16 protein-coding genes are annotated in these 12,986 nt (G+C 35.3%); 2 read left to right on the top strand and 14 right to left on the bottom strand.

The window, feature by feature from the left end:
- The 14 genes from rpsQ to rpsL all read right to left on the bottom strand — a co-directional run bounded on the left by rpsQ (window position 1) and on the right by rpsL (window position 8,351).
- Entirely contained in the window at window positions 1-258 is a 258-nt protein-coding gene (rpsQ, locus tag Q0873_RS00290; protein WP_099215304.1) for a 30S ribosomal protein S17, read from the bottom strand.
- Between the two features lie 18 nt (window positions 259-276).
- Entirely contained in the window at window positions 277-468 is a 192-nt protein-coding gene (gene rpmC, locus Q0873_RS00285; protein ID WP_299103706.1) for a 50S ribosomal protein L29, read from the bottom strand.
- Between the two features lie 11 nt (window positions 469-479).
- Window positions 480-911, bottom strand: a complete 432-nt coding sequence (gene rplP / locus Q0873_RS00280) for a 50S ribosomal protein L16 (RefSeq protein ID WP_075342607.1) — start codon at window positions 909-911, stop codon at window positions 480-482.
- A gap of 19 nt (window positions 912-930) precedes the next feature.
- The gene (gene rpsC, locus Q0873_RS00275; protein WP_299103703.1) at window positions 931-1,644 is read right to left on the bottom strand and encodes a 30S ribosomal protein S3; all 714 of its coding nucleotides are present in this window, start codon (window positions 1,642-1,644) and stop codon (window positions 931-933) included.
- A gap of 11 nt (window positions 1,645-1,655) precedes the next feature.
- A complete protein-coding gene (rplV, locus tag Q0873_RS00270) occupies window positions 1,656-2,060 on the bottom strand; it encodes a 50S ribosomal protein L22 (RefSeq protein WP_299103701.1) in 405 nt (134 codons plus the stop codon).
- Between the two features lie 9 nt (window positions 2,061-2,069).
- Complete coding sequence (gene rpsS / locus Q0873_RS00265; RefSeq protein WP_086030200.1) at window positions 2,070-2,348, bottom strand: 30S ribosomal protein S19; 279 nt, start codon at window positions 2,346-2,348, stop codon at window positions 2,070-2,072.
- Window positions 2,349-2,354: 6 nt separating this feature from the next.
- Complete coding sequence (gene rplB, locus Q0873_RS00260) at window positions 2,355-3,179, bottom strand: 50S ribosomal protein L2 (RefSeq protein ID WP_299103696.1); 825 nt, start codon at window positions 3,177-3,179, stop codon at window positions 2,355-2,357.
- Between the two features lie 11 nt (window positions 3,180-3,190).
- Window positions 3,191-3,481 carry a 50S ribosomal protein L23 gene (rplW, locus tag Q0873_RS00255; protein WP_299103694.1) on the bottom strand — a complete coding sequence of 97 codons (291 nt, stop codon included), beginning with the start codon at window positions 3,479-3,481 and terminating at the stop codon, window positions 3,191-3,193.
- 8 nt (window positions 3,482-3,489) lie between these two features.
- A complete protein-coding gene (gene rplD, locus Q0873_RS00250) occupies window positions 3,490-4,119 on the bottom strand; it encodes a 50S ribosomal protein L4 (RefSeq protein ID WP_299103692.1) in 630 nt (209 codons plus the stop codon).
- Window positions 4,119-4,736 carry a 50S ribosomal protein L3 gene (rplC, locus tag Q0873_RS00245; RefSeq protein WP_299103690.1) on the bottom strand — a complete coding sequence of 206 codons (618 nt, stop codon included), beginning with the start codon at window positions 4,734-4,736 and terminating at the stop codon, window positions 4,119-4,121. The genes rplD and rplC overlap by 1 nt, the downstream gene beginning before the upstream one ends.
- Window positions 4,737-5,028: 292 nt before the next feature.
- Window positions 5,029-5,334 (bottom strand): 30S ribosomal protein S10, encoded by a 306-nt coding sequence (gene rpsJ / locus Q0873_RS00240; protein WP_075342599.1) that lies wholly within the window; start codon window positions 5,332-5,334, stop codon window positions 5,029-5,031.
- Between the two features lie 5 nt (window positions 5,335-5,339).
- Window positions 5,340-7,457 carry an elongation factor G gene (gene fusA, locus Q0873_RS00235; protein ID WP_299103688.1) on the bottom strand — a complete coding sequence of 706 codons (2,118 nt, stop codon included), beginning with the start codon at window positions 7,455-7,457 and terminating at the stop codon, window positions 5,340-5,342.
- Window positions 7,458-7,462: 5 nt separating this feature from the next.
- Window positions 7,463-7,939: a 30S ribosomal protein S7 gene (gene rpsG, locus Q0873_RS00230; RefSeq protein ID WP_299103687.1), complete on the bottom strand. Its 477-nt coding sequence runs from the start codon at window positions 7,937-7,939 to the stop codon at window positions 7,463-7,465.
- A 31-nt stretch (window positions 7,940-7,970) separates the two neighbouring features.
- A complete protein-coding gene (gene rpsL / locus Q0873_RS00225; protein WP_299103686.1) occupies window positions 7,971-8,351 on the bottom strand; it encodes a 30S ribosomal protein S12 in 381 nt (126 codons plus the stop codon).
- Between the two features lie 309 nt (window positions 8,352-8,660).
- Between rpsL and Q0873_RS00220 the strand changes: the two genes are divergently transcribed.
- Window positions 8,661-11,465 carry a TonB-dependent receptor gene (locus Q0873_RS00220; RefSeq protein WP_299103685.1) on the top strand — a complete coding sequence of 935 codons (2,805 nt, stop codon included), beginning with the start codon at window positions 8,661-8,663 and terminating at the stop codon, window positions 11,463-11,465.
- 12 nt (window positions 11,466-11,477) lie between these two features.
- Window positions 11,478-12,902, top strand: coding sequence for a hypothetical protein (locus tag Q0873_RS00215; protein WP_299103684.1), 1,425 nt, complete (start codon window positions 11,478-11,480; stop codon window positions 12,900-12,902).
- Window positions 12,903-12,986: the final 84 nt, after the last annotated feature.

Genomic DNA, 12,986 nt, shown 5'->3' with positions numbered 1-12,986 from the left:
TTATTTAGCTCTTTCTAGGATTTCTACTAATCTCCAACGTTTAGATTTACTCATAGGACGTGTTTCCATTATCCTTACAGTATCACCTTCGTTGCAGTCGTTATTCTCGTCATGTGCAACGTACTTCTTAGTCTTTAATACGAACTTTCCGTACATTGGGTGTTTTACTCTTTTTACCTCGTTAACAACAATAGATTTCTCCATTTTGTTACTAGATACAACACCTATTCTCTCTTTTCTAAGATTTCTTTTTTCCATCTTTAAAACTGACTAGAATTATTGTAATTCTCTTTTTGTTAACTCTGAAGCAATTCTTGCAACAGTTCTTCTTAAGCTTCTTAACTGCAATGGATTCTCCAATGGAGTTATGGCGTGAGCCATCTTAAGATCGGTATAATTTTTCTTCAACGCTCCTAGCTTGTCTTGTAAGTCAGCTGTTGATAATTCTTTAATTTCTGATTGTTTCATGGTTTATAGAATTAAGCGTTATAATCAAAATCTCTTGCGATGATAAACTTCGTCTTCACAGGAAGTTTTTGAGCAGCTAAGCGTAAAGCTTCTTTTGCTACTTCCATTGGTACACCACCAACTTCAAATAATATTCTTCCTGGTTTTACTACTGCTACGAAATGATCTGGAGCACCTTTACCTTTACCCATACGTACCTCTAAAGGTTTCTTAGTAATTGGCTTGTCTGGGAAAATTTTAATCCAAAGTTGCCCTTCTCTTTTCATATAACGAGTTGCCGCGATACGAGCTGCTTCTATTTGGCGAGATGTTAGTAAGTTCTGATCTAATGATTTGATACCAAACATTCCGTTAGAAAGTTGAGTACCTCTACCAGAGTTACCACTCATATTACCCTTGCCTTTCTGAACTCTACGGAACTTTACTCTTTTTGGCTGTAACATGTCTAATTTCTTTTAAAAATTATTTTCTTCTGCGAGGTTGGCGTTTACCACCTTTGTTTCCTCCACCTTTTTGCTTAGATAAGCCAACTAATGGAGATAACTCACGTTTACCATAAACCTCACCTTTCATAATCCATACTTTCACACCGATTCTACCGTATGTAGTATGTGATTCAACTAATGCATAATCGATATCTGCTCTAAACGTAGAAAGAGGAATTCTACCTTCTTTGTAATGCTCAGAACGTGCCATTTCAGCACCGTTTAAACGTCCTGAAAGTTGTACTTTAATACCTTCAGCGTTCATACGCATTGCTGCAGCGATAGCCATTTTAGTTGCTCTTTTATAAGAAATTCTATTTTCAATTTGACGAGCAATACTAGACGCTACTAATCTTGCATCTAATTCTGGACGCTTAATCTCGAAAATATTAATTTGAACTTCTTTACCTGTAATCTTCTTAAGCTCTTCTTTTAACTTGTCTACCTCTTGACCTCCTTTACCAATAATGATACCAGGACGAGCCGTAGTGATAGTAACGGTTACAAGTTTTAAAGTACGCTCAATAATTACTCTTGATACACTTGCTTTAGATAATCTAGCATATAAATACTTTCTTATCTTGTCATCTTCAGCAATTTTATCACCGTAGTCATTTCCTCCATACCAGTTAGATTCCCATCCTCTGATAATTCCTAAACGATTTCCTATTGGATTTGTCTTTTGTCCCATTTCTACTTTGATTAATTACTGTTATTTTTAGTTCCTAACTCTAAAGTTACGTGATTAGAACGCTTACGAATTCTATGAGCACGTCCTTGTGGAGCTGGTCTTAATCTTTTTAACATTCCTGCGCTATCAACACAAATAGATTTAACGTATAATCCAGCATCTTCCATTGATGCATCTTCATTTTTAGCTTGCCAGTTAGCAATAGCCGATAATAATAACTTCTCTAAGTTACGAGATGCTTCTTTTGGACTGAATTTTAAGATTTGTAAAGCTTTTTCAACTTCTACTCCTCTAACTAAATCTGCTACCAAGCGCATTTTTCTTGGTGATGTAGGACAATTAGTTAATTTAGCGAAAGCTCTAGACTTTCTAGCCTCTTTTAACTGTGTTGCCATGTTATGTTTACGACTTCCCATAATTTCCTACTATTTTTTTCCTTTATTTTTTGCACCTGCATGTCCACGGAATGAACGAGTTGGTGAAAATTCGCCTAATTTATGACCTACCATGTTTTCAGTAACGTATACTGGTACAAACTGACGTCCATTATGAACAGCAATTGTTTGTCCAACAAAATCAGGAGTAATCATACTTGCTCTTGACCAAGTTTTGATAACTGTTTTTTTACCTGACTCAACGTTAGCTAACACTTTCTTCTCTAACTTATAGTGAACGTAAGGTCCTTTTTTTAATGATCTTGCCATGGTTTATTATTTCTTTCTACGTTCTATAATATACTTGTTACTAGCTTTGGTCTTAGATCTAGTCTTAAATCCTTTAGCTGGAATACCGTTTCTAGATCTTGGATGTCCTCCTGAAGAACGTCCTTCACCACCACCCATTGGGTGATCTACTGGGTTCATACGAACAGCATTAGTTCTTGGTCTTCTACCTAACCATCTAGATCTACCAGCTTTACCAGAAACTAATAATTGGTGATCTGAATTAGATACAACTCCAATTGTTGCCGTACAAGTTAACAAGATTAATCTAGTTTCACCTGAAGGTAACTTAACTGTAGCGTACTTACCATCTTTTGCCATTAACTGCGCGAAAGAACCAGCTGAACGAGCCATAACAGCTCCTTGACCTGGACGTAGTTCGATACAAGAAATTGTTGTACCTAAAGGAATGTTTGCCAAAGGCATTGCATTTCCTACGTCAGGTGTTGATTCTCCTCCTGAAACGATAGTTTGACCTACTTTTAATCCGTTCTGTGCAATTACATAACGCTTTTCTCCATCAGCATAAACCACTAAAGCAATAAATGCAGTACGGTTTGGATCGTACTCAATAGTTTTTACTGTAGCAGGGATACCATTCTTATCTCTTTTAAAATCGATAATACGATATTTTTTCTTATGACCACCTCCGATGTTACGAGTAGTCATACGCCCTTGATTGTTTCGACCTCCAGATCGTTTTTTCGGAGCTAATAAACTCTTCTCCGGCTTATCAGTAGTAATGGTGTCGAACCCATTTACAACTCTAAAACGCTGACCTGGTGTTATTGGTTTTAATTTTCTAACTGACATTGTTGTCTTTCTTAAAGATTGTTATAAAAATCAATAGTTTCTCCTTCTGCTAACTGAACGATTGCTTTTTTGTAACCACTAGTTAATCCAGTAACTAAACCTTTCTTAGTATATTTAGTTTTTCTTTCTGCTGGATGATTCATAGTTCTTACAGCCTCAACCGTTACACCATAAGTAGCCTCAACAGCTCCTTTGATTTCTAATTTGTTAGCTTTCTTATTTACAACAAATGCAAAACGATTAAAGTCTTCGCTTTGACTTGTAGCTTTTTCCGTAATAATAGGTTTAATTAAAATACTCATTTTGTTCCCTATTTACTTAAATTAGACTGAATTCCTTCTAAAGTGCTCTCAGAAATAACAACTTTACCTGCATTTAAAACATTGTAAGTGTTAATTCCTGTAGCATTTACTACCTTAGAACCTTGTAAGTTGCGAGAAGACAAATAAACATTCTTATTTTCTTCAGCAACAACAAATAATGACTTTTTAGCATCTAATCCTAAAGCTTTTAATACATTAACAAACTCTTTCGTTTTTGGAGCTTCAAAATTGAAATCTTCAACAACTACTAAATTGTTATCTTTTGCTTGTATACTTAAAGCAGATTTACGAGCTAAACGCTTTAAATTTTTATTTAATTTGAAAGAATAGTTACGTGGTCTTGGACCAAAGATACGTCCTCCTCCTCTGAAAACAGGAGATTTAATAGATCCTGCACGAGCAGTACCTGTACCTTTTTGTTTTTTAATCTTTCTTGTAGAACCAGTAATTTCAGCTCTCTCCTTAGACTTGTGAGTTCCTTGTCTTTGGTTAGCTAAATACTGCTTAACATCTAAATAAACCGCATGGTTATTTGGCTCTATACCGAATACTTCGCTAGAAAGTTCAACTTTTCTACCAGTATCTTTTCCTGTAATATCTAATACTGCTACTTTCATTATTTCTCGATAGTTACATAAGAGTTTTTGTGACCTGGAACCGCTCCTTTTACAACGATTAAGTTCTTATCAGCAACCACTTTTAACACTCTTAAATTTTGAACTTTTACTTGATCTCCTCCCATACGACCTGCCATACGCATTCCTTTGAATACTCTTGCAGGGTAAGAAGCTGCACCAATTGAACCAGGAGCTCTTAAACGGTTATGTTGACCGTGAGTTGCTTGTCCAACCCCAGCAAAACCATGACGTTTAACAACACCTTGAAAACCTTTACCTTTTGAAGTTCCTGACACATCAACGAACTCCCCTTCAGTAAACATCTCAACAGTAATTGAGTCTCCTAATTTATACTCTCCATCAAACCCTTGAAATTCAATAACTTTCTTTTTAGCAGATGTACCAGCTTTTTTAAAGTGACCATCTAAAGCTTTATTAGAGCTTTTTGCTTTTTTGTCATCGAAACCAAGTTGTAAAGCATTGTAGCCATCAACCTCTTCGGTTCTGACTTGGGTAACAACGCAAGGACCTGCTTCGATTACAGTACAAGGAATATTCTTCCCGTTCTCATCGAATAAGCTGGTCATTCCTACTTTTCTTCCTATTAACCCAGACATATTTGTTTGTTTTAGACGATAGATTTATTTTATCCAGCGCGTCAATTAATAATAATTATTTGAAACTAAAGTTTCATTTTCACATTTCCGAAATTCCTCTCAAAAAAAAAGAGCATAAAACACATTTAGCTTAGCTCTTTAGTGTTTTCCCATTTTTCCTTCGCGAAACCCTCCGGACATGTCTTACTGAATTCAAATTCAGCATATAAAATTACACCCTGAATCTTAATTCGGGTGCAAAAGTATAAAAAACTTTCGGTTTAACAAAATTAAACCGAAAGTTATCATTTACTTATACCTTAATCTCAACTTCAACTCCGCTTGGCAACTCAAGTTTCATTAAAGCATCAATAGTTTTCGAAGAAGAACTATAGATATCTAACAAACGCTTGTAAGCAGATAATTGAAATTGTTCTCTAGATTTTTTGTTTACGTGTGGTGAACGTAATACTGTAAAAATCTTTTTATGAGTTGGTAATGGAATTGGTCCGTTAACAACCGCTCCAGTACTTTTTACTGTCTTAACGATTTTCTCAGCAGACTTGTCTACTAAATTGTAATCGTAAGATTTTAATTTTATTCTAATTTTTTGACTCATCTTAATTAACCTTTAGCATTAGCGATTACTTCCTCTGAAATATTTGAAGGAGTCTCTGCATAGTGAGAGAATTCCATAGTAGATGTTGCTCTACCAGAAGATAATGTACGTAAAGAAGTTACATAACCAAACATTTCCGATAATGGAACGATAGCTTTTACTACTTTAGATCCAGAACGATCACTCATATCGTTTACTTGACCACGTCTTCTGTTTAAGTCACCTACGATGTCACCCATATTTTCTTCTGGAGTTAACACCTCTAACTTCATCATTGGCTCCATGATTACAGCTCTTGCAGCCTTTGCAGCAGCTTTGTAACCTAATTTTGCAGCTAATTCGAATGATAATTGATCAGAATCAACAGGGTGGAAAGATCCATCTGTTAATGTAACCTTCATTGCATCCATTTCATAACCTGCTAATGGACCATTCTTCATTGCTTCTTTGAATCCTTTTTCTACAGACGGTACAAATTCTTTAGGAACGTTACCACCTTTAATAGTAGATTGGAACTCTAAACCTTGTTTACCTTCTTCAGCTGGCTCCATTTTGAATACGATATCAGCAAACTTACCACGTCCACCAGATTGTTTCTTATAAACTTCTCTGTGTTCTGCAACAGCAGTAATAGCTTCTTTGTACTCTACTTGAGGCTGACCTTGATTAACTTCTACCTTAAACTCACGCTTTAATCGATCTACAATAATATCTAAGTGTAACTCACCCATTCCTGAAATTACTGTTTGACCTGAAGCTTCGTCAGTTTTAACTGTAAATGTTGGATCTTCTTCAGCTAATTTAGCTAAAGCCATACCTAATTTATCAACATCTCCCTTAGTCTTTGGCTCGACAGCGATACCAATTACCGGATCAGGGAAATCCATAGATTCTAAAACGATTGGTGCTTTTTCTGCAGATAAAGTATCTCCTGTTTTGATATCTTTAAATCCTACAGCTGCTCCAATATCTCCTGCTTCGATAAATTCGATAGCATTTTGCTTGTTAGAGTGCATTTGGTAAATACGAGAAATACGCTCTTTCTTTCCTGAACGATTGTTTAACACGTAAGAACCTGCATCTAAACGACCAGAATACGCACGGAAGAATGCTAAACGTCCTACGAAAGGATCTGTTGCAATCTTAAATGCTAAAGCTGAAAATGGCTCTTTTACATCTGGTTTACGAGCAATCTCTTCTCCTGTATGAGGATCAGTACCGATGATTGCTTCTTTATCAGTTGGAGAAGGCAAGTAACGACATACAGCATCTAACAAGAACTGAACACCCTTATTTTTAAATGCTGAACCACATACCATAGGAATGATAGACATATCCATTACAGCAGCACGTAAAGCAGCGTGTACTTCTTCTTCTGTAATAGAGTTCTCATCTTCCATGAACTTCTCTAATAAATTCTCATCATAAGCAGCCACCTCTTCAATTAACTTTGCTCTTAATTCAGCAGCTTCTTCTTTTAAATCTTCTGGAATATCAACGATATCGAAAGTAGATCCGAAGTTATCATCATGCCATACAATAGCACGGTTCTTAACTAAATCTACAATTCCTTTAAAGTCTGCTTCATCACCAATGTTTAATACGATTGGCACTGCATTAGACTTTAACATATCTTTTACCTGCTGACATACTGCTAAGAAGTTAGATCCTTGACGGTCCATCTTGTTAACAAATCCAATACGTGGTACTTTATAGTTGTCAGCTAAACGCCAGTTTGTTTCTGATTGAGGCTCAACACCATCAACAGCTGAAAATAAGAATACTAAACCATCTAATACACGTAATGAACGGTTTACCTCTACAGTAAAGTCTACGTGACCAGGAGTATCAATAATATTAAAGTGATATCCTTTAGTATCAGGAGTAGGTTGTCCATTTTCAATTGGGAATTTCCACTCACAAGTAGTTGCAGCAGAAGTAATTGTAATACCTCTTTCTGCTTCTTGCTCCATCCAGTCCATCGTAGATGCACCATCGTGTACTTCACCAATCTTATGAGAAACTCCCGTATAAAACAAGATACGCTCAGTAGTTGTAGTTTTTCCTGCATCAATGTGAGCAGCAATACCAATATTTCTTGTAAATTTTAAATCTCTAGCCATTGTTATTAAAATCTAAAGTGTGAGAATGCCTTGTTAGCCTCAGCCATTTTATGAGTATCTACTCTCTTCTTTACAGCAGCTCCTTCTTCTTTAGCAGCAGCTAATACTTCTGATGCTAAACGTTGTGCCATTGTTTTTTCATTACGCTTACGCGCATAAGAAATCATCCATTTGATTGCCATTGAAACTTTACGATCTGGACGAATTTGCATTGGAATTTGGAATGTTGCACCACCAACACGACGAGAACGTACTTCTACGTGAGGCATTACATTAGATAAACCATCTTTCCATATTTCTAAAGCTGACTTTTCTTCGTCAGTCTTTTTTTCATTTACGATATCCATTGCATCGTAAAAAACTTTGAATGCTACAGATTTCTTACCATCCCACATTAAGTTATTCACAAAACGTGTTACTAATTGGTCATTAAACCTTGGGTCTGGTAACAAAACTCTTTTTTTAGCTCTTCTTTTTCTCATGTCTCTACATTAAAAAAGTTACTACTAATTTTTACTTTTTGTCTTTAGGGCGTTTTGCACCGTACTTAGACCTACGTTGAGTTCTTCCCTCAACACCTGCAGTATCTAATGCACCACGTACAACGTGATATTTAACACCTGGTAAATCTTTTACCCTTCCACCTCTGACTAATACTATCGAGTGCTCCTGAAGATTATGTCCTTCACCTGGAATATACGCGTTGATCTCATTACCGTTAGTTAACCTAACACGCGCTACTTTACGCATTGCTGAATTAGGTTTCTTCGGTGTAGTGGTATACACACGCGTACAAACTCCACGTCTTTGCGGACAAGACATCAAAGCAGCCGATTTACTCTTCTTAGTCATTTTGGTTCTTCCTTTACGAACTAATTGTTGAATAGTTGGCATACTAAATTGTTACTAATTTTTCGTTTGTACTATTAATTATTCTCTTTTTTAAGAGTTTGCAAATGTACAATTATTTTATAATTAATCAAATATCAGCGCTTTATTTTTTCACTAGAAACAATAGTGTTAAAAAATTTAACAAATAAAAGTCTTTTTGTTTGAAATAAAACAATCACGTAAGTTTCTAGGAAAATCAACAACTAACGCGAGAAAACAAGCTGAAATCTTTTTGAGTTTTTTTTAACAAAATAGTTGTTCTTTTAAGAAATAATTAAGATTTTAGCGCCAATTAATTCAAATAATTATAAAATGAAAACAAAGTTTAATGGAATTTTAACGTTTATCCTAACGTTACTTGTACAAATAACATTTGCTCAAGAAAAAACAATTTCAGGAACAGTTTCGAGTGAATCTGGTCCTTTACCGGGAGTTACTGTCTTAATTAAAGGGACCAATAATGGAACTGAAACTGATTTCGATGGTAACTACTCTATCCAAGCTAATACTGGTGATGTTATTCAGTTTAGTTTTATTGGTATGAAAACTGCAGAAAGAACTGTTGGTAACAACGCACAGATTAATGTATCGATGGAAGAAGATAATATCTTAGACGAAATCGTTATTACTGGTCAGGGTTCTGGTATTGAGAAAAAGAGATTATCTACTAAGGTAGATGTATTATCTGCTAAAGACATTGAAAAATTACCTGGTAATCAAATAGACCAACTTCTTCAATCTACTACTCCAAGTGCACAGATTAGATTAAGTTCTGGACAACCTGGTACTACAGCATTAATTAGAACAAGAGGGCCTATCTCAGCTTCTACATCTGCTACTCCAGTAGTTATCGTTGATGGTGTAAGAGTTGATAACTTAAACTCGAACCCAACATTAGGTATTGGTTCTGGGGGGGCTAACGTATCTGCACTTGCTGATATTCCTGCTGAGTCAATTGAAAAAATAGAATATATCAAAGGGGGTGCTGCAACTACATTATACGGAGCAGATGCTGCAAATGGTGTAATTCAAATCATCACAAAGAAAGGTAAAGCTGGAAGAGCTAACTTTTTCTTTGAGTCTAGATTAGGTATAATCAGCGCTACAAAAGATTTCTTAAAGTATGATAGAACTGCTGAGGCTCTTTTTAAGCCTGGTGTAGCACAAGAATTTAAAGTTGGAATCAACGGTGGTAGCGAAAATGTTACTTATAACTTCTCTGGAAGCTTATATACTGATGATAGCTTTAACGATTATAACGAACAAATTAAAAGATCTTTATCTTTTGGTCTTAACGCTAAGTTAAGTGACAAGTTTAAGTATACTGGTTCTTTCTCTTATGTAGGGTTCGAAGCAAATACTGACTTTAACGCAAACACAAGTTTCTCTAGATTCTCAGCTTTCGAAGGTGCTGGTAGAGGTAACTTAGATACTATGACTGATGCTCAATGGGAAGCTGAAAAAGCTAGAGCTCAAGAAATTGGACAATTAGTTGACATCAACAGATTTATTCACCGTTTTACTAACTCGAATAAATTCTCTTACGATATCTTAGACAACTTACAAGTAAATGCTACTATCGGGGTTGATTCAAGAACATCTACAAACCAATCTAAGAATTCTAACGCTTTATTAGTTGCTTTAGGAGCTGAAGCACCTGGAACAACAGATAGAGGTACAATTACACGTGCTTTAAGAAGCTCATTTACTACTACTGCTGACTTAAACTTTACACACAAGTTTGATTTAGAGAATTTCTCTTTCGTAACAATTTTTGGAGGACAGTTCTTTAGAACTTCAGATAGACAAACTAGATTAAGTGGTTCTGGAGGAGTAGATGGATCTTCATTAGTGCAAAACTATCCTACTAAAGAAATAGAGGATAATATTTTAGAAAATGCTAACTATGGTGTTTACTTCTTAGAAAACATTGGTATTTATGACGTAGCTTATTTAGAAGTTGGTGGTAGAATTGACCAAAACACTTCTGCTGGACCTGCTGCAAAGACTCGTTTCTTACCTAAGGTTGGGGTTACTTATAACATTTCTGACCATGATTTCTATAAGGACAGCTCTATTAGCGAAACTGTATCAAACGTTCGAGTACGTGCTAACTATGGTGAAGCTACTTTATTCCCAAGAGCATTTGCTGAGGATAGAACATTTACATTAAACACTTTCTTCGGTCAACCTGCATTTACTTTTGGTAACCCAGGAAACCCTAACTTAGTATCTGAAAAAGTAGCAACTACTGAATTTGGTTTAGATTTAGGATTCTTTAACAATAGATTAAACTTAGGAGCTACTTACTATAGAGGTATCACAACTGATGCTTTATTTGACCCTAACTTAGCTCAGTCTACAGGACAATTAAGCCAAACTACAAATATTGGTGAAATTAAAAATACAGGATGGGAATTTGAATTATCTTCAACGTTAGTTCAAACTGAAAACCATACATTAAACTTCAACGCTTCTTATAACAAGAACAACAACGTGGTAACAAGTACAGGTGGTGCACCAGGATTTATCGTAGGTGGATTTACAGTAATTGGATCTCGTGTTGATGAAGGGCTTTCTTTAGGATACTTAAGAGGTACAGCAGCAATAAGACAAGCAGATGGGACATATAACTTTGAAAGAAACTCTTTCTTAGGTGATACTTATGCTCCTCACTTTGGATCTTTCAGCTTAAACTACTCTTACAAGAAGTTTAACTTATTTATGTCTGGTGATTACCAATTCGGAGGTAAATCGGTTGATTTAAGTTTCTTATTAAGACACTTAAGAGGACATGATAACACTGGAATTCCAGCAGACATCGTTGGAACTACATCTCCATTCAACTACGTTAACTATTTCGTATTTGACTCTGATTTCGTGAAAATTAGAAACATTGGATTATCTTATAGCTTTGGAGAGACTTTAAAAATCTTTAAAAACGTAACAGCTGGATTCAACGTTACAAATCCATTTAACTGGACAGCTGGAAACTTTGACCCAGAAACTACTGGATCTGGTGTTGGTGCACAAAACGGATTTGCTACTGGAGGTTTTGCTTACGGTACAGAATCTGCTCCAAGAATTTACATGACCTCTCTTAAATTCCAATTTTAAATTTAGAAAAAAATGAAAAAAATATTTATACCAATATTATCTTTAGCACTTTTATATAACTGTACTAATGATTTTAATAAAGTAGTTGATTTCACCACGGTAACCAACCCGAACTTCTCAGAATCAGCTGTTGTAGGACAACCTAACTCTGCTGCTATCTTATTACAAGGAGTTGAAAGACAAATGTCTTTAGTACAAAACGAAACTGTAATTTTAGCAGAGATTGGATCAGATAACTATGTAAACACACAAACATTCTATAGCCAATTTATGGATGCTCTTGATATCAGAATCACTGATCCTGACATGAGAGACACACAACGTAACATTGCTCGTTTAAGAGAATTAGCTAAGTTTGGAAGTCAGCAAGTAGCTCCAAATGATACTCAAGCTACAGATGCTACCAAAGCTGAATTTGAGTATTTTGAAGGAATGTCTTATTTGTATGCGGCTATGTACTTCTCGTACTTACCACAAGAACCACTTGGAGCTCCAGCTTCATCTCAAGACAACTACAACTCAGCGATTCAAAAATTTGATGCTGCTATTGCTTTAAATAACAAAGCGGAATATCAATTAGCTAAAGCTAGAGCTTATTACTTCTTAGGAAATAGAGCAATGGCTGTAAGTGCTGCAAATGCTGCTTTAGCATTAAGCACAAACTTCAGAAGAGAAGCTCAATTTGATGAAGCTAGTAGTAGTGGACCTGTAAGTGTAATGGAAAGTGCATTATTTGCTAGAGGTACTTTTGATGACTTACAACCTTTACCAACTTTAGACTTTTTAGACCCTAAATATTCATTTTTAACTGCAAGTGCAGATCCTTCTATTAACTATCTTAAAGCTGAAGAAGCGTATTTAATCTTAGCTGAAGCTAATGCTTCAACAGATTTAAATGCTACTAAAGATAATTTAAAAGCTTTATTAGCTTTAGTTAACACTAGAGAAGTTAGAACGTTTAGTGATGCTACTGAAGGTAGAACTCAAAATGCTCCAGGATCAAGACCTAATAAAGCAGACATTACAGTTAACGGTAGAACTGGATTAGTTTTAGATCGTCAAGCTGCTACTGTTAGTGTTCCTTCTATCTCAGGAACTTCAGTAACTGTTGCTGAAATTGATGCTGTAACTACAGAAGATGAAGCTTTAGAATTAATATACAGAACAAGACAAGAAGTATTTTTAGCTGAAGGTATGAGATTAGTAGACATGGGAGTTAAATTAGTAATTTTCGAAGAGGAAATTGATTTAAATCCAAATATCAATGCTGGTGATCCAGGTACAACTCCTGTTATCCCTTCGTTTATTAATTCAAACATCGCTAATTTAGATGCTATCACTTACGATGCTGTAGCTAAAACAGCTACTACAACTATTGATTTAAATAAAATCTTAGTTCAAAACAAAACTTCAGATCAGGTTTTACCTTTTAATTAAGAATAATAATAATTTGAATTATAAAAAGCTTAGTATATGCCATATATACTAAGTTTTTTTGTTAATTAACATAGCAAAAACTTG

This window comes from uncultured Tenacibaculum sp., assembly GCF_947498805.1.
Lineage (GTDB): Bacteria > Bacteroidota > Bacteroidia > Flavobacteriales > Flavobacteriaceae > Polaribacter.
Note: the sequence above shows the minus strand (reverse complement) of the source record. Positions and strands in the feature narration are given on the sequence as shown.